General features: G+C 65.1%; 19 protein-coding genes and 2 pseudogenes. 12 read left to right on the forward strand and 9 right to left on the reverse strand.

The genetic code is table 11. The annotated features are described in order from the left end of the window. The first annotated feature begins 292 nt into the window (after positions 1-292). The 5 genes and pseudogenes from atzD to FXB38_RS44955 form a co-directional block, all read left to right on the forward strand. Complete coding sequence (gene atzD / locus FXB38_RS36535; protein WP_148755781.1) at positions 293-1,411, forward strand: cyanuric acid amidohydrolase; 1,119 nt, start codon at positions 293-295, stop codon at positions 1,409-1,411. A gap of 108 nt (positions 1,412-1,519) precedes the next feature. Continuing rightward, positions 1,520-2,995, forward strand: a complete 1,476-nt coding sequence (locus FXB38_RS36540; RefSeq protein WP_187435399.1) for an amidase — start codon at positions 1,520-1,522, stop codon at positions 2,993-2,995. Between the two features lie 34 nt (positions 2,996-3,029). After that, the gene (locus FXB38_RS43240; protein WP_187435403.1) at positions 3,030-3,377 is read left to right on the forward strand and encodes a hypothetical protein; all 348 of its coding nucleotides are present in this window, start codon (positions 3,030-3,032) and stop codon (positions 3,375-3,377) included. After that, the gene (locus FXB38_RS45165) at positions 3,325-3,519 is read left to right on the forward strand and encodes a DUF1186 domain-containing protein (protein WP_148755782.1); all 195 of its coding nucleotides are present in this window, start codon (positions 3,325-3,327) and stop codon (positions 3,517-3,519) included. Before FXB38_RS43240 ends, FXB38_RS45165 begins: the two co-directional genes overlap by 53 nt. A gap of 95 nt (positions 3,520-3,614) precedes the next feature. Then, a pseudogene (locus FXB38_RS44955) lies at positions 3,615-3,719 on the forward strand (SEC-C metal-binding domain-containing protein); the annotation flags it as partial. A 9-nt stretch (positions 3,720-3,728) separates the two neighbouring features. Here FXB38_RS44955 and FXB38_RS36555 read toward each other — a convergent pair. Next, entirely contained in the window at positions 3,729-4,046 is a 318-nt protein-coding gene (locus FXB38_RS36555) for a hypothetical protein (RefSeq protein WP_148755783.1), read from the reverse strand. Positions 4,047-4,191: 145 nt separating this feature from the next. Between FXB38_RS36555 and FXB38_RS36560 the strand changes: the two genes are divergently transcribed. The 3 genes from FXB38_RS36560 (at position 4,192) to FXB38_RS36570 (ending at position 6,076) form a co-directional block, all read left to right on the forward strand. Continuing rightward, positions 4,192-5,118, forward strand: a complete 927-nt coding sequence (locus tag FXB38_RS36560) for a PaaI family thioesterase (protein ID WP_148755784.1) — start codon at positions 4,192-4,194, stop codon at positions 5,116-5,118. 140 nt (positions 5,119-5,258) lie between these two features. Then, entirely contained in the window at positions 5,259-5,582 is a 324-nt protein-coding gene (locus tag FXB38_RS36565; RefSeq protein WP_148755785.1) for a hypothetical protein, read from the forward strand. Between the two features lie 128 nt (positions 5,583-5,710). Beyond that, positions 5,711-6,076 carry a hypothetical protein gene (locus FXB38_RS36570; protein WP_187435400.1) on the forward strand — a complete coding sequence of 122 codons (366 nt, stop codon included), beginning with the start codon at positions 5,711-5,713 and terminating at the stop codon, positions 6,074-6,076. Here FXB38_RS36570 and poxB read toward each other — a convergent pair. The 3 genes from poxB to FXB38_RS36585 form a co-directional block, all read right to left on the reverse strand. After that, positions 6,073-7,809 carry a ubiquinone-dependent pyruvate dehydrogenase gene (gene poxB / locus FXB38_RS36575; RefSeq protein WP_148755786.1) on the reverse strand — a complete coding sequence of 579 codons (1,737 nt, stop codon included), beginning with the start codon at positions 7,807-7,809 and terminating at the stop codon, positions 6,073-6,075. The two genes, FXB38_RS36570 and poxB, sit on opposite strands and share 4 nt — an antisense overlap. Positions 7,810-7,890: 81 nt before the next feature. Then, the gene (locus tag FXB38_RS36580; RefSeq protein ID WP_148755787.1) at positions 7,891-8,523 is read right to left on the reverse strand and encodes a 2-dehydro-3-deoxy-6-phosphogalactonate aldolase; all 633 of its coding nucleotides are present in this window, start codon (positions 8,521-8,523) and stop codon (positions 7,891-7,893) included. A 13-nt stretch (positions 8,524-8,536) separates the two neighbouring features. After that, positions 8,537-9,451, reverse strand: a complete 915-nt coding sequence (locus tag FXB38_RS36585) for a 2-dehydro-3-deoxygalactonokinase (RefSeq protein ID WP_148755788.1) — start codon at positions 9,449-9,451, stop codon at positions 8,537-8,539. A gap of 232 nt (positions 9,452-9,683) precedes the next feature. On the opposite strand from FXB38_RS36585, the gene FXB38_RS36590 reads away from it, so the two are divergent. Together FXB38_RS36590 and FXB38_RS36595 are read left to right on the forward strand one after the other, a co-directional pair. After that, complete coding sequence (locus tag FXB38_RS36590) at positions 9,684-10,781, forward strand: LLM class flavin-dependent oxidoreductase (protein ID WP_148755789.1); 1,098 nt, start codon at positions 9,684-9,686, stop codon at positions 10,779-10,781. Positions 10,782-10,838: 57 nt separating this feature from the next. Beyond that, positions 10,839-11,393 (forward strand): flavin reductase family protein, encoded by a 555-nt coding sequence (locus FXB38_RS36595; protein WP_148755790.1) that lies wholly within the window; start codon positions 10,839-10,841, stop codon positions 11,391-11,393. A gap of 168 nt (positions 11,394-11,561) precedes the next feature. On the opposite strand, the gene FXB38_RS36600 is transcribed toward FXB38_RS36595, so the two are convergent. The 4 genes and pseudogenes from FXB38_RS36600 to FXB38_RS36615 all read right to left on the reverse strand — a co-directional run bounded on the left by FXB38_RS36600 (position 11,562) and on the right by FXB38_RS36615 (position 19,442). Beyond that, a complete protein-coding gene (locus FXB38_RS36600) occupies positions 11,562-13,412 on the reverse strand; it encodes a sigma-54-dependent Fis family transcriptional regulator (protein WP_187435401.1) in 1,851 nt (616 codons plus the stop codon). 228 nt (positions 13,413-13,640) lie between these two features. After that, on the reverse strand, positions 13,641-16,946 hold the full coding sequence (locus FXB38_RS36605) for an acetyl-CoA carboxylase family protein (protein WP_148755792.1): 3,306 nt from the start codon (positions 16,944-16,946) through the stop codon (positions 13,641-13,643). A 127-nt stretch (positions 16,947-17,073) separates the two neighbouring features. Beyond that, positions 17,074-17,747, reverse strand: a pseudogene (locus FXB38_RS36610) (aspartate/glutamate racemase family protein). Between the two features lie 12 nt (positions 17,748-17,759). Further along, positions 17,760-19,442, reverse strand: coding sequence for a methyl-accepting chemotaxis protein (locus FXB38_RS36615; protein ID WP_148755793.1), 1,683 nt, complete (start codon positions 19,440-19,442; stop codon positions 17,760-17,762). 301 nt (positions 19,443-19,743) lie between these two features. On the opposite strand from FXB38_RS36615, the gene FXB38_RS36620 reads away from it, so the two are divergent. Together FXB38_RS36620 and FXB38_RS36625 are read left to right on the forward strand one after the other, a co-directional pair. Beyond that, positions 19,744-20,244: a hypothetical protein gene (locus FXB38_RS36620; RefSeq protein WP_148755794.1), complete on the forward strand. Its 501-nt coding sequence runs from the start codon at positions 19,744-19,746 to the stop codon at positions 20,242-20,244. Positions 20,245-20,255: 11 nt separating this feature from the next. After that, positions 20,256-20,660, forward strand: a complete 405-nt coding sequence (locus FXB38_RS36625; protein ID WP_246230412.1) for a hypothetical protein — start codon at positions 20,256-20,258, stop codon at positions 20,658-20,660. Between the two features lie 3 nt (positions 20,661-20,663). Here the strand turns inward: FXB38_RS36625 and FXB38_RS36630 are convergent, their stop codons facing one another. Then, positions 20,664-21,263 carry a TetR/AcrR family transcriptional regulator gene (locus FXB38_RS36630; RefSeq protein ID WP_148755795.1) on the reverse strand — a complete coding sequence of 200 codons (600 nt, stop codon included), beginning with the start codon at positions 21,261-21,263 and terminating at the stop codon, positions 20,664-20,666. Between the last annotated feature and the right edge of the window lie 47 nt (positions 21,264-21,310).

Consider the following 21,310-nt stretch of genomic DNA (forward strand, 5'->3'; position numbering starts at 1 on the left):
CCATGTGAGCAATCCAGAATCCCTGCGCGGAAATACTCTGGATTGCTTCGCTGCGCTCGCAATGACGGAGTATGGAGCAACAGCGTCACTCTTGCAGCTCTCTTTTCATCTGCAGAACACCTTCGCATCCTCCGAATTTCGGTAAAGTGGAATATTTTGGCAAGCGTTGATTGACCCAGCGGTCGTGTCTTGCCTGGTGGAGGACACATGATCTTTTTGCCGCTTGACAGATGCCCCCTTCCACGGCTGGTTGCCCCCTGCCGGACCACCGAACTTCCCACGAGGACTATCCATGCGGACAATATCGGTCGGCGTCTTCAAGATCGCCACCAGGGGCCCCGGCGACGTTTCCGGCCTCATGAGCCTGATCGGCTCGGGCGCGATCGATCCGACATCCATCCTGGCGATCCTCGGCAAGACCGAAGGCAATGGCGGCGTCAACGACTTCACCCGCGAATATGCCGTCGCTGCGCTGTGCGCGGCGCTGGCGCCGAAGCTCGGCTTGACGCCGCATGAGGTCGAGCAGCGCATTGCGTTTGTGATGTCCGGTGGCACCGAGGGCGTGCTCAGCCCGCACATCACGGTGTTCACGCGCCAGGAGGCGGCGGCGCGTCCGGCAGGCATCTCCGGCAAGCGCCTGAGCATCGGCATGGCTCAGACGCGCGATTTTCTGCCTGAAGAGCTCGGCCGCTCGGCACAGATCGCCGAGACCGCCAAGGCGGTGAAGGCCGCGATGGCGGATGCCGGCATCGCTGACGCCGCCGACGTCCATTTCGTCCAGATCAAGTGCCCGCTGCTCACCAGCGACCGTGTCGAGGCGGCGGCCGCGCGCGGCAACAAGACGGCGACGATCAGCGCCTACAGCTCGATGGCCTATTCGCGCGGCGCCTCCGCACTCGGGGTTGCGGTTGCGCTCGGCGAGGTCGCGTCCGACATAAGCGATGACATCATGCTGCGGCGCTACGATCTGTTCTCGAAGGTCGCCTCGACCTCATCAGGGATCGAGCTGATGCACAATGTCGTCATCGTGCTCGGTAATTCGGCCTCATCAGTAAGCGAGTTCGAGATCGGGCATGCCGTGATGAGCGATGCCATCGATTCCGCGGCGGTGATGTCCGCATTGAAGAGCGTTGGGCTTGACGTCGATCTTGGCACCACGCCGCAACCGGGCCGCGAGCTCGTCAATATCTTCGCCAAGGCCGAGGCCTCGCCGAACGGCAGCGTCCGCGGCTTCCGTCACACCATGCTGGAGGACACCGATATCAGCTCGACACGCCACGCCCGCGCGGCCGTCGGCGGCTTGATTGCGGGCCTTGCCGGCACCAGCTCGGTCTACGTCTCCGGCGGCGCCGAGCACCAGGGACCTGCCGGCGGCGGACCAGTCGCGGTGATTGCGAGGCTTACGGACTGAGGTGGCGACCTCTCCGCCCGGCGCAACCCTGCCCTTCGCGCCGGCTCAGTTGATTCACGCGAGCGCTTGCGAAAAAGGTGGCCCCCGCACCTTGAGGGATTTGATTTCATGACTTTGCCGATGAGCTGGAACGAATGGGCGCAGCAGGATGGCGTGGGCCTGGCGGCGCGCGTCCGCAAGGGCGAGCTGACGGCGAAGGAACTGGCACGTCAGGCCGCAGCGGCCGTTGCCAAGGTCAATCCGACGCTGTCGGGCGTGGTCGAGCTGTTCGATGACGTGATCGCCGATCCCGCCAAGGACGGCGCCAATCTCGCCGGTCCGTTCGCCGGCCTGCCGTTCCTGATGAAGGATTTGGGGCCGACCATGAAGGGCCGTCTGCAGGAGATGGGATCGCTGCTGATGCGCGGCAATCGCGCTGCGGCAGACACGTTCCTGACCGGCAAGTTCCGCCACGCCGGCCTCAACCTGATCGGACGCACGACGACGCCGGAATTCGGCGTGTGCAGCTCGGCCGACAATCCCGCCGTGTATGTCACCCGCAATCCCTGGAACACCGACTACACCACCTGCGGCTCGTCCGCGGGCAGCGCCGCGATGGTCGCGGCCGGCGTGGTGCCGATCGCGCACGCGACCGACGGCGGCGGCTCGATCCGCATTCCCGCCGGCGTCAACGGCAATATCGGGCTGAAAGTGTCGCGCGGCGTGTTCTCGCTGGCGCCGCAGATGTCGGATCTCACCGGCCTGGTCTCGATCCAGGGCTGCCAGTCGCGCACGGTGCGCGACACCGCCGCTTTCGTCGACCATGCCCGCGGGCCGGCGCCCGGCGAGTTCATGCCGTTCTGGACCACGGCACAGCCCTACGGCGAGATGATCAAGCGCGACCCGTCAAAGCTGCGCATCGCGCTATCGCACACCTGGGGCGATTACACCGCGACGGCTGAGATCGCCGCCGAGCTGGAGAAAACCGGCCGCTTCCTCGAAGGTCTCGGCCATCACGTCGAGTACGCGCTGCCCGAGCTCGATTTCCGCGCCGCCTTCGCGGCGCAGACCACCTGCTACATCTCGAATTTTTCCGTGGTGATCTCCAACATGCTCGCCGCGCGCGGGCTGGAGCGCCCGCCGGAGGATCTGATCGAGCCGATGAACATCCGGATCTGGGAAGCCGGGCTTCACACCAGCTTTGCCGATCGGGCGAAGATGCAGGCTGTATTCAATACGACCTCGCGCGGCTTCGGCAGCTTCTTCGAGCAGTGGGACGTGATCCTGACGCCGATCACGGCGCTGCCGACGCCGAAGGTCGGCACCAGGGAATATCTCACCATCTCCGACAATCCCGATGTGCTCGACTGGTTCGGCAATCTCTGGCGCTTCTTCGCCTTCACGCCGCTCGCCAATCTCTGCGGCATGCCGGCGATCTCGATGCCGATGGCAGCACAAGAGCACGGCCTGCCGCTCGGCATCCAGGCGATTGCGAAGCAGGCCAATGACGGCCTGCTGCTGCAGCTCGCCGCCCAGATCGAGCGCGCGCTCGACGGCAAGTGGAACGGCGGCAACACGGCAAAGGTTCACGTGGCGAAGGGATGAAGTAATATTACGCTGATCCATCGGAGGACACGACGTGGACCCGTTACAGATCCTGGACAGCCTCAACAAGAAAGAGGGTCTTCGGACCGAAGCGATTCAAGCGGCGCGGGCCGATAAAGACTCGGTCATTCCTGTCTTTTTACGTGCCTTCGAAGAAGTCGAATCTCCTGGTCAAACGGATTACAAAGCAGCCTTGTTCTTCGCGTTTCACCTCCTTGGCGAATGGCGCGTGAACCCTGCCTACCCCGAGCTTGCAACATTCTTGCGCAAGCCCCCGACATCGTCAAGTCGTCTTGGGCGGTGCAATCACCGAGACGACTCACCGCGTGATGGCCTCCGTGTTCGATGGCAACCCGCAGCCATTGTGCGAGATCATCCATGATGAAAATGCTGATGAGTTCGTTCGTTCACGCATGATCGAGGCGATCGCACTGTTGACCTTGCGCGGAGACGTTTCGCGGGGGATCTGCAATACATGCTCGACAATCCCGATGCTCCGCCTTTCCGCGCCGAAAATGATTTGACCTTATTCGACGACACGATTCTGGAACTGTCCACATGGGCCGCCTTCAATCGGGAGCCACCCGCAAGGAAACCAGCCCCGGTCTCTTTCTATCATCCCGAACGCAATCCGTTTCGTCACGTCGGCCGCAACGATCCCTGCCCCTGTGGCAGTGGAAAGAGATTCAAGAAATGCTGCCTTAATGCGAGTCCCGCCGGCTGAGTTCCGGCCTCAGTTCTTCACGGTCGGAATCGCTTCGTCGGGCTGCTGCTGTCCGAGCTTGAGCATTGCAAGCGCCTTGTCGAGCGCTTCGCGCAAGGCCAGCGCCGCTGCCGGGCTGCAGCGCAGATGCGCGGTCTGAACCACGTCGACCCTGACGGCGGCGCCGATCGGCATCAGGAGGTTCGCAGCGAGCTCGATCTGGATCGCACCGTTGTGATGGCCGAAGCAGGAGGCGCCGTCGAAATAGATGATCGGCGCCCGCTCGGAGCTCGAGCTGGAAATGGTCACAGGGCCCTGGCTGGTGGCGGGCGTTTCGGGATCGGCCATGGGCACTCCTTGGGCTAGTCGACGGGCGAAGCGCGCCCACCATCGTTGCTTCGGCCGGCTCTGTCGAGGCCAAACCGGCCGCAGGGCCGCCGCGGGGCACATTCAGAGTTTTGCGCCGTTCCCGACACTGGTCTAAAACGTCAGCATGTCCACCACACCGACCACACTTCCCTTCGAGGAACTCGCCGAAGCCATCAAGGGCCGCCGCTCCGATTACGGCCATATCAGCGGGCTCCAGCTCGACCGGTTCGCGCCGGGCGAAGCCTGGTCGAGCCTGCCCTACCGCCCCGTCTTCGTCGGCGACACCGAGACCGGCGTGCTGCATGGCGGCGTCGTCACCGCGATGCTGGACGAGAGCTGCGGCATGGCGGTGCAGCTCGCGCTCGACGGCACCAGCGCGATCGCGACGCTCGATTTGCGCATCGACTACCAGAAGCCGGCTACGCCCGGCCTCGACATCAAGGCGCATTCGGTCTGCTACCGCACCACCCGCTCGATCGCCTTCGTGCGCTCCACGGCTTACCAGGAGTCGGAGGACGATCCGGTGGCGACCGCCACCGCCTGCTTCATGATCGGCGCCAACCGCACCAACATGCTTGCAGACCGCAGGATGGAGTCGCGCAGCATTCCGACGCTGGAGGCGCCGGAGGATCCGGATGGGCCGTTCGCCAACAGCCCGTTCGCGCGCTGCCTCGGTATTCGCCTGAATGATGACGGCACGTTGACGATGCCGTTCTCGCCAAAAATCATCGGCAACCCGATCCTGCCGGCGATCCATGGCGGCATGACCGGTGCCTTCCTCGAGACCACCGCGATCCTCGGCGTGCGGCGCGAGCTCGGGATCGCGACGCTGCCGAAGCCGATCGGGCTGACCGTCAACTATCTGCGCTCCGGCCGGGCACTGGACACAATTGCCAATGTCTCCATTGTGAAGCAGGGCCGGCGTATTGTCGCTTTCGAGGCGCGGGCCTGGCAGGACGATCCGGACAAGCCGATCGCCTCGGCCTTCGGTCATTTCATGCTGCGCCAGAGCCCGGGGATGGAGCAGGATCAGGCCGAGATCTCGCGGTGACGAACACGAGGCTGCCATGCGGCCACCGCGACAATGCTCCGTAGACTCCCGGAGGTACCGAAAACCGATCGTCTCCTTCACGAGCGCTTAAGTTGCACGTCTTATGATCGCCCATCATTGATCAGCGGGCGGTGCAGCACATGAGCATGCGGGAAAAGCGCCGCAAGAAGCGCGTCGCGTTCGACATTGCATCGCTCGCGGAATCCATTGATGCGGTCATTGCCGGACTCATCGCCGAGCGGACCGGTTTGATTCGGCGGGTGAAGCGACTTCTGGATGAACCCGAAACTCTCGCGAAATGGAGTTCCGCCAGCAACGTGCAGCCGTCCAAGTCGGAGTTAAAACGTGTCGAGAACCGTCTCCGATCGCTCGACCTTCAGCTCTCGGAATGCCGGCACATCGAGGGCGCAATCGCGAATTTGCGCGGCCTGACAGGTGGCACGGGGCGAGCCGCAGGCGTATGAGGCGCCAACAGGCTTGCGGGCCGGGTAACGCCGCGCGGATCGATACGCCCGGTCCTCGCCACATTGGGACTTGACGGGCGACACCCGCGCCTACAACGATACCGCGGTTTCCACGAGAGGTACCGTCCGTGCGGCATCCGATCGACATCGTCGCCATGTTCGCCGCCATCTGGCTGTTGGCGTCGATGGTGCTCGACGCGCTGACGCCGAAGGAGCTGACGGCGGTCATGATCGCCATCGCGATCGGGCCCGCCGTAGTCATCACCGCCGTGTTCTATTACCTGCGCTGCCCGCGCATGGATTTCGCGGTGATCTTCGCAGCGCTCTGGCTGATCTCGGACATCGGCATTGCCTTCATCTCGCCGAAGGAACTGCCGCATTTCCTGATCGTGCTCGGCTTCGTGCCGGCGGCGCTGATCGGCATCGTGCTGCACTGGCAGCGCTTCCAGCGCCGCCATGAGCGGTTGCCTGTGCCGTCGGCGAAGCGCGGCTAGCGCGGCAGCAGATTCGTCTTCGCGAGATCCACGACCTCGTCGCCGCGGCCGTTCATCACCGCACGCAGCACCCACAAGCTAAACCCCTTGACCTGCTCCGCGGTGATGGTCGGCGGCATCGACAGCTCCTGCTTGGCGGTGACGACGTCGAGCAGCGCCGGACCGTTGTGGGCCAGCATCTCCTTCATCGCGCCCGGGAGCTCGCCGGGGTCCTCGACGCGCTTGGCGAAGATACCCATCGCACGTGCCATCGCGGCGAAATCGGGATTCTCCAGATCGACATTGGTGTCGACAAAGCCCGCCGCCTTCATCTCCAGCGCGACGAAGCCGAGCACGCCGTTGTTGAAGACGACAATCTTCACCGGCAGCTTCATCTGCGTCAGCGTGATCAGATCGCCCATGAGCATGGTGAAGCCGCCGTCGCCCGAGAGCGAGATCACCTGACGGGCGGGCTGCGAGGCCTGCACGCCGATCGCCTGCGGCATGGCGTTGGCCATCGAGCCGTGCACGAAGGAGCCGATCAGCCGGCGGCGACCGTTCATATTGAGATAGCGCGCAGCCCACACAGTGGGCGTGCCGACATCGGCGGTGAAGACGGCATCGTCACTCGCGTGGTCGCTGATGACTTTTGCGAGATATTGCGGATGGATCGGTTTGCTGCCCGGCGTGCCCTTGGCAAGCGAGTCGAGGCCCTCACGCGCCTTCTTGTAGTGCGCGACGGCATCGTCGAGATGCTTGCGCTGCGTCCTGGTCTTGAGCAGCGGCAGCAGCGCCTCGATGGTCAGCTTGACGTCGCCGACGAGGCCGAGATCGATCTTGCAGCGCCGTCCCAGATTTTCCGGGCGAATGTCGATCTGCGCGATCTTCGCATCATCAGGGAAGAACTGCCTGTAGGGAAAATCCGTGCCGAGCATCACCAGCGCATCGCAGGCGCGCATGGCGGCGTAGCCCGAGGAGAATCCGATGAAACCGGTCATGCCGACATCGTAGGGATTATCGTATTCGACATGCTCCTTGCCGCCGAGCGCGTGAACGATCGGGCTCTTCAGGGCTTCGGCAAGCTGCATCAGCGGCGCATGCGCGCCGGCACAGCCGCGGCCGCAGAACAGCGTGATGCGCTCGGCGCCGTTAAGGAGATCCGCGAGCGTCCTCAGCTCGTCGGCCTGCGGTACGACCTTTGGCGCTGCGAGCGCAAGCCCGCGGGTCGTCGACAGCGCGCGCTTCGGCGGCGTGCGGAAGGCGACATCACCGGGCATGGCAACGACGGCGACGCCACGCAGGCCCACCGCCGCGCGGATCGCGTTCTCCAGCACGAAAGGTAGCTGGCTCGGATCCGAGATCAGCTCGCAATAATGGCTGCATTCGCGAAACAGGTTTTGCGGATGAGTTTCCTGAAAATAGCCGCCGCCGATCTCAGCCGAGGGGATCTGCGCCGCGATCGCCAGCACCGGAACGCGGCTGCGATGGGCGTCGAACAGGCCGTTGATCAGGTGCAGATTGCCCGGCCCGCAGGAACCCGCGCACACCGCAAGGCTGCCCGTCATCTCGGCTTCGCCGGCGGCCGCGAAGGCCGCGACCTCCTCGTGGCGGACGTGCACCCATTCGATGGTACCGCGGCGGCGCAGCGCCTCGGTAAGACCGTTCAGGCTGTCGCCGACAATGCCATAGATGCGCTTGACGCCGGCCTGTTCGAGCGTTGCCACGAACAGATCGGCTATGTTGTTGATCGCCATGTCGGTCTCCTGATCTCGCGGATAGCAGCAAGATAGGACAACGCACGACCGTGACGACATCACGGCTTGTTTATTGCGGTTTCAGTCTTTCACAATCGCCCGATCATAGGCGTCGATCGTCGCCTTCGCGCGCGCCGCGACATCCGTAGCCGTCATGCCGGGCTTGTAGAGGCTGGAGCCGAGCCCGAACGCGGTGACGCCGCCCTTGATGTATTCCGCAAAGTTCTGGTCGGAGACGCCGCCGACGGCGGCGATCATCACACCGGCCGGCAGCACGGCGCGGATCGCGGCGATGCCGGATGCGCCGAGCACACTCGCCGGAAAGAATTTCAGGCCGGACGCGCCGGAACGCGCCGCAAGCAGCGCCTCGGTCGGCGAGAACACGCCCGGCAGCGTGATCATGGCGTACTGATGCGCACGCGCGAGCACCTGTGTATCCACATTCGGCGAGACCATCAGCGTGCCGCCGACGTCGTTGAGACGATCGACATCCGCCGTGGTCAGCACGGTGCCGGCGCCGATCAGCACGCCGGCGGGTGCGAGCTTCACGGCGGTGCCGATCGAGCGGAATGGGTCCGGCGAGTTCAGGGGGATCTCGATCGCGGTCATGCCGGCCTCGATCAGCACGCCGACGATGGCCTCGGTCTCCTCGGGCTTGACGCCGCGCAGGATCGCGACCAGGGGCCGTTTCATCGGCGGAAAGGGAACGCTCATCTCGAAGGTCCTTCTATGTCGTCCAGATTGCCGCAGCGGCCATCGACAGGCCGCGGCGCACCGCGTCATCGGCATCGATCGGGTTCACGTCGACCTTCAGCGCGTCAAAGGCCTGCCGGTACAGAGCCGCCAGCCGCCCGGACGCGATCAGCGTGATGCCGGCTTTCGGCATAGTGCCTGAGAGACCCGCCGCGAGCTCGACACCGATCAACGTGCCCGACAGCGTCTCACGCGCCGCCGCCGGCGTGCCGCCGAACAGCAGCTGACGCGACCGCGCACCGAACAGGAGGTTTGCGGCGAAGGCCGGCGCCCCGTAGGCGGCTTTCACCGCCGCATTGAAGCTCGCGACATCCTCGGCCTCATCGGCGCCGGCCACCGCGAGCGACAAGATCGTCTCGCGCGATACGACGCTGAAGAGCTCACCAGTCATGAAGGTCGAAAAATGCGCGACCGTGCCGTCCTTCACCCGCACCCATTTGGAATGCGTGCCGGGCATGCAGACCAGCGCCTCGCCGGCGGGTTCCAGGCCGAGTGCGCCGAGCAATTGCGTCTCTTCGCCCCGCATCACGTCCGGCGCGGCTGTGTCGCGCTGCGCGATGCCCGGCAGGATGCGGATGTCGCGCCCTTCGCCCGGCACACGCGCGGCCTGCTTGAGGATCGCCGGCAAGGGCGCTGGCGTGTCGACGTAGCCGGCCTCGACCCAGCCGGTTTTGGCGCCGGCCATGCCGCAGACCAGCACCGGCAGATGATCCGGCGCGGCAACCGCCGCCAGGTGCGATTGCAGCACGCCGGGAAAGCCGGTCCTGGCGGCCGCCATCATGCCCTCGTCGCTGCGGCGCTCGGCCAGCACGTGACCTGCGCGATCGACCAGCCAGAGCCGAAAGCTGCTGGTGCCCCAGTCCACCGCGACAAAAGCGGGTTCGGTCATTTCGAATCGTATCCCTTGGTCTTCCCTTGGTCTCACGGCCAAGACGTCGTCTCGCGACAATGAGACGGGCGCTTCGCAAATCTGCCCCGGGATATCGGCAATTGGTGCCCCAAACCAGCCTTTTCTCGCAGGTCTGGGGCACGGCCCACGCTGGCACACCGCTTGCTGAAGCTGTTCTTGTTTACGTCCCGGAACGCGCAGCAAGACGCGTCAACATCAGATGAGGAAACCCATGGAGATCGGCTATTTCACGATGCCTTCGCACCCGCCGGAGTGTGGCCTGAAGGAAGGAAACGACTGGGACCTGCAGACCCTGCGCTGGCTCGACGAGCTCGGCTATCAGGAGGCCTGGGTCGGCGAGCATCACACTGCGCCGTGGGAACCCAATCCCACCCCGGACCTTCTGATCGCGCAGGCGCTGATGCAGACCAAGAATATCCGCATCGGCCCGGGCGGCTTCCTGCTGCCCTATCACCACCCGGCCGAGCTCGCCAACCGCGTCGCGATGCTGGACCACCTCTCCGAGGGCCGGCTCAATTTCGGCGTCGCGGCGAGCGGCCTGCCGAGCGACTGGGCGATGTTCAACGTCGACGGCATGAGCGGGCAGAACCGCGACATGACCCGCGAGGCGCTGGAGATCATCCTGAAGCTGTGGTCCGATCCCGCGCCCTTCACCTACAAGGGCAAATTCTGGACGGTGACCAAGCCGGACACGATGTTCGATTTCCTCAAGCCCCACATCAAGCCGTTGCAGGCGCCGCATCCGCCGATCGGCGTTGCCGGGCTGTCGAAGAACTCGGATACGCTCAAGCTCGCGGGCGAGCGCGGCTTCATCCCGATGAGCCTCAACCTCAACCCGGCCTATGTCGGCAGCCATTGGGATTCGGTCGAGATTGGCGCTGCCAAGACCGGACGCAAGCCGAACCGCGCGGACTGGCGTCTGGTGCGTGAGGTGTTCGTCGCCGACACCGACGAGGAGGCCTGGAAGCTCTCGACCGGCGACATGATGGGCCGGATGATGCACGAGTACTTCCTGCCGCTGCTCGGCCATTTCGGCTTCAAGGATTATCTGAAGCACGCGCCCGACGTGCCCGATAGCGACGTCACCGTCGAATATTGCGCCAAGCGGAACTGGGTCGTCGGCTCGCCCGCGACGGTCGCCGAGAAGATCGAGAAGATCTACGACGAGGTCGGCGGCTTCGGCGTGCTGCTGGTGTTTGGCTTCGACTACAAGCACAAGCCGGAAGCCTGGCACCACTCGCTCTCGTTGCTCAAGAACGAGGTGATGCCGCGCCTGAAGCATCTCGGCTCCGCGAAGAAGGCGGCTTGACCGAATGCGGGTGCGGCGCGAACCTGCCGCACCCGTATTCAATTCGGAGATTTTCGCGTGAGCGTCGACGCCAAGGATTTCAAGCAGGCGATGCGCCAATGCGCCGGCGCCGTCGCGCTTGTCACGGTCGGCTCCGAGCACGGCAAGCGCTCGGGATTGACGGTGACTTCGGCCTGCTCGCTGTCGGATAATCCGCCCTCGCTGATCGTCTGCGTCAACCGCAACGCCAGCGCGCATGGGCGCATCCGCGAGGAAGGTGCGTTCGCGATCAACTTCCTGCACGAAGACCACGCGCTGCTGGCGCTGACCTTCAGCGGCCAGAAGGGCATCAATGGCGACGACCGCTTTGCGTTCGGCCAGTGGACACGCGGAGCAACCGGGGCACCGGTGCTGACGGATGCGGTGGCCGCGTTCGACTGCGTGCTGACGCAGGAATTCGAGACCAGGACGCATTCGATCTTCGTCGGCGAGGTGCGCGGCGCGACGCATTCCGACGGGGCCTCGCCTCTGGTCTATCTGCGCAGCAGTTTCCACAGCCCGCACGAAATCCGCGGCACAGTTTCAGTCGGCGACCTTGATTCGCGGCATCTGAGCTGGAGCGATTTTTCGTAGTGTCTTCCCTTCTCCCCTTGTGGGAGAAGGTGGCGCGAAGCGCCGGATGAGGGGTATCTCTCCGCGCACACAAGTGGCGATGTGAATTCGCGGAGCCAGACCCCTCACCCGTCTCGCCGCTGCGCGGCGAGCCACCCTCTCCCACAAGGGGAGAGGGAAAGAAAAGCGCTATTGCGCGGTCTCGATCTTCAGCTGCTTGATCTTGCGATACAGCGTCGCGCGGCTGAGCTTCAACGCGCGTGCCGCTTCGGTGACGCGGCCGCCATGCTTGCGCAGCGCCTGGACGATCGTCGCGCGTTCGGCCGCTTGGAGATCCGTCTCCGCGGCCCTTCCGCCAAACGGCGGCAGGTCGAGATCAGCGTCGGTGATGACGCCCTCCTCCGCCGTGCAGCCGGCGAGCCGCAGCACGTGGCGGAGCTGGCGCATATTGCCGGGGTAGGGATAGGCCGACAGCAGCGACCAGGCTTCCGGCGACAGCCTGCAGTCCGGCGCCTCCTCGCGCGCGATCTGGCGGATGATGTCATCCCGGTCGGCGCGCTCGCGTAGCGCCGGCAGCCGCACCTCCATGCCGCGCAAGCGGAAATAGAGGTCGGCGCGGAAGGCGCCCTGCTCGGCCATGCGGCCGAGATCGCGATGGGTCGCGCTGATCAATCGGATATCCACCGGCACCGGCTTGAGCGCACCGAGCGGCCAGACCTCGCGATTCTCCAGCACGCGCAAGAGCCGCGTCTGCAGCGCGATCGGCATGTCGCCGATCTCATCCAGGAACAGCGTACCGCCGTCGGCCTGCACGATCAGGCCCTTCGAGCCGTCGCGGCGTGCGCCGGTGAAGGCGCCGGCCTCGTAGCCGAACAGCTCGGCGTCGATCAGGCTCTCCGGCATCGCCGCGCAGTTCAGTGCAACGTAGTTGTTGCGGGCACGGTTGCTCGCGGCATGAATCGCGCGCGCGAACACATCCTTGCCGACGCCGGTCTCGCCATGCAGCAGCACCGGCAGATTGTGATCGCCGATGCTCCTCAGCCGCTTCATGCTTTTGACCAGGCCGGGATCATTGCCTGCTAGCCGATGCAACGCGTCGAACCGATCGACGGACGCATCACGGCGCAGCGTCGAGGATTTTGCACGCAGCGGCGGCGCAACATGGCCCTGGCCCAAAGGGCGGCCATCGGCGCGGCGGAGCTCGACGATCTCGTCCGCATGGCGCGAATGGTCGATCTTGACGTAGCGCGACAGATCGATGCCGGATGCAATCAGGCCATCGGTCAGGCCCAGCAAGGCACGCGCCGATCGGCAGGCGCCGACGATGCGGCGATCGTCATCATAGGCGAGCAGGCCGCTGCCGCCATCGCCCGGCACAGTCGCGATCCACGCATTGCGGAAATGATCGCGGAAGATCGCGCCCTCCATGCGCCGCGTCGCCTCCATCGTCACCGCAAGTGCAAGCTGATGCGCGGCGCGTTCGAGATCCTCGCGGCAGGAGGTGATGTTAACGGCGCCGGCGAGGCGCCCGGCCTGATCGAACAGCGGAGCCACCGCGCAGGAGAACATGTGCCACTGTGCACGAAAATGCTCATCGCGATGCACCAGGATCGGCTTCCGCTCTGCGAGCGCGGTACCGAGCCCGTTGGTGCCCTCAAACGTCTCGGCAAAGTTCGAGCCGGTGTAGATCTTCCAGTCCATGAACATCCGCGCGTCGGCCTCGCCTGGCAGACGACTGAACAGCATGGTCGCATTCGCGTCAGCGAGATTGACGCAATAGCCGGCATCGCGCAGCACCCGGGCGAGATCGTCGAGCTCGGGCGTGAGCAGCCTGATGGTCTGTTCCAAGGGCTCGGCGACGTGACGGACTTCGGCTTCAGTGAGCGTCTGCGGCGGGCCCTGGCGGGCGGGATCGAGCTTGTGGCTGATCAGGCAGCGCCGCCAGGAGGTCGCGATCCGCGACTCCGCGTCGACGTCAGCCGCATGATTGGCCACGGACAAGACACGGGCGACATGATTCGAGGCCGAAAGGCTGGCCATCGCGGACGTCTCCACCCTGTATTATTGTGCAAAGTCTGGCACCACAGGCGGGGATGTCAATCCGGAACCGGGACGACCCAACGGCGCACATCGCCGTCATGGCCGGGCTTGTCCCGGCCATCCACGCCTCTGCCGCGCATGCGAAGGAACGTGGATGCCCGGGACAAGCCCGGGCATGACGACGTGGAAGCAGATTGTCTCAAGCGACTCTGATTTGCTGCACCGCCGTCACCACGTGTCGATACACGGCCGCTTCTTCTCCGTCCGCACCGGCGGCTTGGGCACCGAACGGAGCCCCGCCATGATCCAGCGCCGCGTCTCGGCGGGGTCGATCACGTTGTCGATCTCGAACACCGAGGCGATCGAGACCGCCTTGCCGTTGGCGTAGAGCTCGGCGACCTTGTTGCGGTAATAGGTCTCGCGCTCCTCGGGATCGGCGATCGCCTCCATCTCCTTGCGGAAGCCGAGGCGAACATAGCCCTCCAGCCCCATGCCGCCGAACTCGCCGGTCGGCCAGGCCGCCGTGAAGAACGAGGCGTGGAAGCCGCCGCCGATCATCGACTGCGCGCCGAGGCCGTAGCCCTTGCGCAGCACGATGCCGAACAGCGGCACGGTGAGGCTCGCACCCGTCACGAACATGCGCGAGACGTGGCGCACGATCGCAGTCTTCTCGGCTTCCGGGCCAACCATGAAGCCGGGCGTGTCGCACAGCGAGACGATCGGCAGATCGAAGGCGTCGCAGAGCTGGAGGAAGCGCGCGGCCTTGTCGCCGGCATCGGCATCGATCGCTCCGCCGAGATGGCGCGGATTGTTGGCGATCAGGCCGAACGGCTTGCCTTCGATGCGGATCAGGGCGGTGATCATGCCGACGCCGTAGTCGCGGCGCAGCTCCAGCACGGAATCCTTGTCCGCGACGAGATCGATCACGCCGCGGATGTCGTAGACGCGCAAGCGGTTCTCAGGAATGGCACGGCGGAGCAGGCGCTGGTCGGCCGCCTGCCACTCCGTTACCGCGCCCTGGAAGTAGGACAGGTATTTCTGCGCGACGGATGTCGCCTCTTCTTCGTCCTCAACCACGATGTCGATGACGCCGTTCGGCGACTGGAACGAGACCGGACCGACCTCGGCCGGGTGATAGACGCCGAGCCCGCCGCCCTCGATCATCGCAGGACCACCCATGCCGATCGAGGCGTTCTTGGTGGCGATGATGACATCGCAACAGCCGAGCATCGCGGCGTTGCCAGCGAAGCAATAGCCGGAGACCACGCCGATGACAGGCACGAGACCGGAGAGCCTTGCGAACTGCACGAAGGATGGGCCGTCGAGGCCGGTCATGCCGAGCCGGTCGGTGTCGCCCGGACGGCCGCCGCCGCCCTCGGCATAAAACACCAGCGGCACGCGCCAGTCTTCCGCCAGCGTCAGCATGCGGTCGATCTTCTTGTGGTTCATGTGACCCTGCGTGCCCGCGAGCACGGTGTAGTCATAGGCCATGACAATGCAGCGCGCGGCATCACCGCCGAACTTCTCGGCGTTGACGGTGGCAACGCCCATGACGAGGCCGTCGGCCGGGGTGTTCTTGATGAGATCGTCGAGCTTGCGACGACGCCGCTGGGCGGCAATGGCGAGGCTGCCATATTCCATGAACGAGCCGTCGTCGACGAGCTGCGCGACGTTCTCGCGCGCGGTGCGCTGATTGGTGTTGCGGCGGCGCTCGACCGAGGCCGGGCGGTTCGCATCGAGCGTGTTGGCCTGGCGCGCGATCAGCTCGGCGAGATCAGGGCGGATGTGGTCGAGATCGACATCGGCTTCGACCGCCGACGCATCCGCGGCGACGTCGAGCGGCTCTATATAGAGGATCGCCTCGCCATGCAGCAGCGTGACGCCGTCGCCGGCCGCGAGCTTCATGACGCGGCCGCCCTGTTCGGCCATCACCAGATGCTCCATCTTCATGGACTCGATCACGGCGAGCTGCTGCCCCGGGCGCACGATCTCGCCTTCCTTCACCTGGATGGTGACGATGGTGCCTTGCAAGGGCGCGGCGACCATCACCGTACCCTCTGGCACGATCTGCGCGACGTGGGTCTCGGCGGCGTGAGCGCCGCCTCGCTCGGCCGCAGCAAAATAGAGCGGCTTGGCCACGCCATCGGCCGCCTCGACCAGCTTTGCGACATTGCGATCGATGAAGTCGGTCGCAATGTGATTGGTCTGGAAATCCGGGTGCGCCAGCACTGCCTGGAGGAAGGCGATGTTGGTGACGACGCCGTCGATCCGGAACTCCCGTAGGGCACGCGACGCCTTAGCGACGACATCGTGCCAAGCTTCACCCGGCGTATGCACGATGACCTTGGCCAGCAGGGAGTCGAACGCCGCGCTGGTCTTGTAGCCGGCATAGCCAAAACTATCGACGCGGACGCCCGGCCCTGACGGCGGCTCGAACACGGCGAGCACGCCGCCGGTCGGATGCGTCGCGCCGGTCTCGTCCAGCGTCTCCATGTTGACGCGGAGCTGCATGGCATAGCCGCGGGGCTTCGGAATTGAGCCCTGCGCCAGACCGAGCGAGGCCAATGTGCTGCCTGCAGCAATCGCAAGCTGGGCGCGGACGAGATCGAGGCCGAGCACCTCTTCCGTCACGGTGTGCTCGACCTGGAGCCGCGGATTGGCCTCGATGAAGGCAAAGCTGTCCTCGGCCGTGCCGTCGACCAGGAATTCGAAAGTCCCGAGATTGTCATAAGCCGCCGCCGTCGCGAGCTGCCTGGCTGCCTCGATGATGCGACCGCGCAAGCCCTCGCTGAGCGACGGGCTCGGCGCGACCTCGATCAACTTCTGGTGCCGGCGCTGAATGGTGCATTCGCGCTCCCAGAGATGAGAGATCGCGCCGTGGCGGTCGCCGATGATCTGTACCTCGATATGGCGCGCCTGCCGGATCAGCCGCTCGGCATAGACGCCGTCATAGCCGAACGCCGCCTTGGCCTCGGACTGGCAGCGCGCATAGGCTTCCGCGAGATCGGCTGCGTTCTCGACAACACGCATGCCGCGGCCGCCGCCGCCGGCCATCGCCTTGATCACGATCGCCGCGTTGCTGCCGAGCGAGGTGAAGAACGCCGTGATCTCGTCGAGCGACGACGGACCGCTGGTGCCCGCAATGATCGGCACGCCGCAGCGTTTTGCCAGTTGCCGTGCCGCGACCTTGTCGCCGAACAGTTCGAGCGCTGCCGGCTTAGGCCCGACAAAGACGATGCCCGCGTCCGCGCAGGCCTTGGCGAACGCGGCATTCTCGCTCAGAAAACCATAGCCGGGATGCACGGCATCGCAGGAGGCAGCCTTCGCCGCCTTCACCACCGCTTCGATGTCGAGATAGGCCCGCGCACCGCGGCCGGAAATTTCCGCCGCCTGGTCGGCCACGCGCACATGCAGCGACAGCGCATCGTCGGCCGGGTGGATCGCGACCGTGGCAATGCCGGCATCGGCCGCTGCGCGCGCGATGCGGATGGCAATCTCGCCGCGATTGGCGATCAGGAGTTTTTTGAACGACATGCAGCGGTCTCCATGGCCCCGCAGCCAGACGCCGGGCGGCAGGTTCGATGATCCTGCTTCTTCACTTTAGCCGCAGTCGTCAAGGGAGAGGAAGCGGTCGCTGTGATAGCTCCCGCGGGCCGGAATATCAGTTGGCCGGTCGCGCTTCGATGAGGCGAATAATCCGCATCACGGCGGACGGGATCGGCGCGATGACCGGCACGGTGAAGATCAGCCGCAGGTCGCGCGCGGCCTCACCGAGCGGCCCGCCGCCGATGATGACCGCCTCGGCACCATCCTGCGCGTGCAGGCTTCGACCGTGCCGGCGAGCGCTACGCGCAGCCGCGCCGGATCGCGCATCAACTCTTGCGGATCGCCCTCGGCGAAGCGGGTACCGGTGTAGTGGGATCGCAATCCCAACGCGACCGGTAGCGCGTCGATCTTCGCCTTCAGCAACGGCGTCGTGGTCGCCACGCCGAAGCGGCGGCCGTTCTCTGCGGCTTCCAGCATCGAGGACTCGCCGATGCCGACCGCGGGCAGCGTCATCGCCGACTTTATTCCCGCGAGGCCGGGATCTCCAAACGCGGAGACGATGATGCCCTCGCAGGAACTTTGATGCGCCCTCGCGATCTCCTCGACCTCAGGGGCGGTCGCCTCGAGCGCGTGCGGCGTCACGATCATCGACGGCGCGCGCTCTGCCGTAGCGCCGACGACGTCGAACCCGCCTATCGCGACGGACTTCGCGATGGCGACCATCATCGCGGTGGTCGCCTCAAGGCTGTTCGGATTGATCAGGAGGATGCGACGAGGATTGGAGACCATCCCCCGGCTATACTAGGCCGCCCGCACGCCGGCAACGAAAGTGCTGACCTCGTTCTCCAGCGATTGCAGCTTCTCGGTCAGGCGTCCGCTCGACTGCAGCACGAGGCCAGCGGCCTGGCCGGTCTCCGCCGTCGCATCGGTGACGCCGGAGATGTTTTGCGAGACCTGGTCGGTGCCGGAGGCCGCTTCCTGCACGCTGTGCGCAATGGCCTGCGTCGCGGCGCCCTGCTCCTCGACTGCGGCTGCGATCGACGAGGAGATCTCGTTGACCTCCATGATGGTCTTGCGAATGTTGTCGATGTTGCCGACGACCTGGTTGGTCTCGGCCTGGATCGCACTGATCTGCGCGCCGATCTCGTCGGTCGCCTTCGCGGTCTGGCTCGCCAACGACTTCACTTCGCTCGCCACCACGGCAAATCCCTTGCCGGCCTCACCCGCGCGGGCGGCTTCGATCGTGGCATTGAGCGCAAGCAGATTGGTCTGCGAAGCGATCTGGTTGATGAGGTCGATGACCTCGCCGATCTTGTGGGCGGCCGCGGCCAGACCCTGCACGGTGTCGTTGGTGCGCTGGCCGTCGGCGGCCGCCTTGTCGGCCACGGACGCCGCCTGCGCGACGCGCTGGCTGATCTCGGTGATCGAGGACGACAGCTGGCCGGCGGCCGAGGCCACCGTCTGCACATTGCTCGAAGCCTGCTGGCAGGCGGTGGCGACGAAGCTCGCGCGATCGGTTGCCTTGTTCGCGGTCTCCGACATGCCTTGCGCAGCCTGCTGCATCGTCCGCGCCTCGTTGAAGACGTCGCGGACGACGGCCTGGACGCTCGCCTCGAACCTGCCGGCGAGATCGGTCATGGTCTTGCGCTTCTCGTCGTCGGCCCGCTGCTTGGTCTCCTGCTGCTCGGCATGCATCCGGCCTACCGCCGACGCATTGTCCTTGAACACGGCGAGCGCCCTGGCGAGCCCGCCGACCTCGTTGCTGAGGTTGGTGTAGGGCACCTCGAAGGCGCCGTCGCCAGCGGCGAGGCGCTCGGTCAAGTCGGTGATTTTCGCCAGCGGCCGGGTCACGCTGCGGCCGATCACGAAGGACGCACCGAGCACGAGCAGGAACACCGCGAGGCACACCAGGCCGAACGTCATCGCGTCCTGGCGGAAGACGGCATCGACGTCGTCGAGATAGATACCTGTGCCGACGATCCAGCCCCAGGGCGCAAAGCCCTTTACATAGGAAATCTTGGCTACGGGCTGGTCGAAGCCGGGCTTCGGCCAGAGGTAGCTGTAGAAGCCCGCACTCTGCGTCTTGACGACGTCAACGAACCCCATGAACAGCGCGTTGCCGGCCGGATCTTTCATCCCGGAGAGATCCTTGCCGTCAAGCTCGGGCTTGATCGGGTGCATGACCATCTTGGGGGCCATGTCGTTGATCCAGAAATACTCGACCTTGTCGTAGCGCAGGCTCTTGATTTCGGCCATCGCGGCGGCCTGCGCCTGCTCGCGCGTGAGCTTTCCGTCGCTCTCGAGCTTCTGGTAATGCGCCAGGATGCCGTAGCCGACATCGACCATGTGCTGCGTCTTGGCCTGGCGGTCGGCGACCATCTGGCTACGCAGGGTCGACAGCGCGATCGGCACCAGCGCGATCATGCCGAGGAGGCTGATGCCGACAATGAGGACCAGCTTGAAACTGATGCGGGAGAAAATCATCGGTGCTCACAAAATTGGCGGGGCTGATATGCCATTTTATCCTGATCGTCTTAGCAAAGCCTTAAGCATTCAGGTTCCCGAACTCCCGCAAAAGGTGCCCGGAAGCCGCCAGGGCTGGTCCGTCTGATGCGTACTTTGGAATTCGTCGACATTTTGCAATCGTATTGGAATGGCTCCAAAGACCGAGCGTCCAATGCTTGCGCGTTTCTAGAAGACCTCGATATCGGTCTTGCCGGCGTTGACTTGCGCGTTCCCCTGGCAGAACGATCGGCGCAAGGCGTAGCCATTTGCCAGAGGCTCCATGCATCAATCGACAGACACCAGGACGCTTGACCTTCCCGCGCTGAGCGCGGCGGAGCGGCTCTTCATCTGGGGATTTCGCGCGAAGGCGCGAAGCGGGACCGCCGTTCCGACGGCGGCCGACATCCAGCAGGTCTACGACCATTTTCGCGTCGGCGACGCCGTGCCCTCGCTGGAAGCGATCATCGAGATCTTTGCGTGCACGGCACATACGGCCATTGAGGTTCATTGCCCCACTTGCCCGAAGATGTCGGAGAGCGAGCACGGAATTTTGCACGCGATCGCCGCGGCGCAAGAGGAGCGCATCGATGTCGCGCGCGAGCAGTTCGAAAGCTGGCTGCCTCCAGTTTGCGCGGATTGGGCGCTCGCCCCTGTCAGAGGACTTGCGACGATCTTCCGCATGGCCGGTCTCATCTTGCCGGATCGACACGTCCGGACTCCCGGCGTTATGCAGACGATGGCGATGAAGAGCTGGTTCGTCGGAAGCCCCACACTGCACTGACGAGATCGTTCATGATGCAGGACAATCCGCGAGGCATGGAAGGCTGCGATGATTTCTGCCGCACTGCGCTCTCGCTGTTCCGGTTCATCGGCGCGGCCTATGCGACCGGCGCGTCCGATTGCTGGGAGGCGGCCTATCGCTTCGCGGACGAGGCGCCCGGCATTTCCGACAGCCCGCTGCTGGTCGCACGCGTTGCCGCGCTGGTCCGAATCCTGCGCTGCGGACGTGCCTGCGATCTGTGCTTCATGCCGCCGTCGTGCCGGCGGCTGTCAAAGGACGAGGCGGAATTGATGCGACTCCTGGCTGTTGCGCGTCGCAGGGACCCAGGTGAACTCAAGACCGCCGTCGGCCAGCTCGTCGGGATCGAGCAGGAGAGCGCGGCCACGCAGGCCGTCAACGCGCTTGCATTCTGCTGAGGCCTAGCGGGCACCCCTGCCGAGCACGAGGTCGATGGTGTGGGCAGCAATCTTGCGCAGCTGGGGCTCGTCACCGAAGGCGCGTTCGAGCACCGCGAGACCGCGCGTGACCGTGATGATGTGCAGCGCTGCGGCCGCCGGGTTGCCGCTGAACTCGCCGCGCTCGGCGCCCGTCGACAATGTGTCCTCAACCAGCGCGGTGATGCGCGACACCAGGTTCGCAAAAGCTCTCCGCGCGTCTTCGTCGAGCCCCTCGCCTTCAGCGGCGCCGAGCTCCATCAGCCCGCGCGTCGTCGGACATCCGCGCGGCGGCGAGCCGGATCGGAAATTGGTGATGGTCAGGTCGAAAAATGCGATGAGGCGCTTACGCAACGAGCCCGCGCCGAGCGCCTTCTGCAAGGCCAGGAGATAGTCGCCGGCGTAGCGCTCATAGGCCTGGAGGAACAAGGCCTCCTTGCTGCCGAACGCATTGTAGAGGCTGCCGCGCTGAACGCCGGCATCGCGCGCGATGTCGGACAGCGAGGTGCCGCGCACGCCCTTGCGCCAGAACTGGTCGAACGCGATGCGCAAGACGTCGTCGTGATCGAACTCGCGCGGCCTCACATCATGCTCCCTGTCGACGGCATATTTGACACGATGTCAAAAACATG

The sequence above is a fragment of the Bradyrhizobium cytisi genome (assembly GCF_008123515.1).
Taxonomy (GTDB): Bacteria; Pseudomonadota; Alphaproteobacteria; order Rhizobiales; family Xanthobacteraceae; genus Bradyrhizobium; species Bradyrhizobium cytisi.

Coding starts and splice junctions, on each gene's coding strand:
- FXB38_RS36585 (WP_148755788.1), bottom strand. CDS start 9,451: ATGACCGAACCCGCTTTTGTCGCGGTGGACTGGGGCACCAGCAGCTTT.
- poxB (WP_148755786.1), bottom strand. CDS start 7,809: ATGGCGATCAACAACATAGCCGATCTGTTCGTGGCAACGCTCGAACAG.
- FXB38_RS36565 (WP_148755785.1), top strand. CDS start 5,259: ATGAGCATGCGGGAAAAGCGCCGCAAGAAGCGCGTCGCGTTCGACATT.
- FXB38_RS36615 (WP_148755793.1), bottom strand. CDS start 19,442: ATGATTTTCTCCCGCATCAGTTTCAAGCTGGTCCTCATTGTCGGCATC.
- FXB38_RS36540 (WP_187435399.1), top strand. CDS start 1,520: ATGACTTTGCCGATGAGCTGGAACGAATGGGCGCAGCAGGATGGCGTG.
- FXB38_RS36600 (WP_187435401.1), bottom strand. CDS start 13,412: ATGGCCAGCCTTTCGGCCTCGAATCATGTCGCCCGTGTCTTGTCCGTG.
- FXB38_RS36590 (WP_148755789.1), top strand. CDS start 9,684: ATGGAGATCGGCTATTTCACGATGCCTTCGCACCCGCCGGAGTGTGGC.
- FXB38_RS36560 (WP_148755784.1), top strand. CDS start 4,192: ATGTCCACCACACCGACCACACTTCCCTTCGAGGAACTCGCCGAAGCC.
- FXB38_RS36620 (WP_148755794.1), top strand. CDS start 19,744: ATGCATCAATCGACAGACACCAGGACGCTTGACCTTCCCGCGCTGAGC.
- FXB38_RS36625 (WP_246230412.1), top strand. CDS start 20,256: ATGATGCAGGACAATCCGCGAGGCATGGAAGGCTGCGATGATTTCTGC.
- FXB38_RS36580 (WP_148755787.1), bottom strand. CDS start 8,523: ATGAGCGTTCCCTTTCCGCCGATGAAACGGCCCCTGGTCGCGATCCTG.
- FXB38_RS36605 (WP_148755792.1), bottom strand. CDS start 16,946: ATGTCGTTCAAAAAACTCCTGATCGCCAATCGCGGCGAGATTGCCATC.
- FXB38_RS45165 (WP_148755782.1), top strand. CDS start 3,325: ATGGCCTCCGTGTTCGATGGCAACCCGCAGCCATTGTGCGAGATCATC.
- FXB38_RS36555 (WP_148755783.1), bottom strand. CDS start 4,046: ATGGCCGATCCCGAAACGCCCGCCACCAGCCAGGGCCCTGTGACCATT.
- atzD (WP_148755781.1), top strand. CDS start 293: ATGCGGACAATATCGGTCGGCGTCTTCAAGATCGCCACCAGGGGCCCC.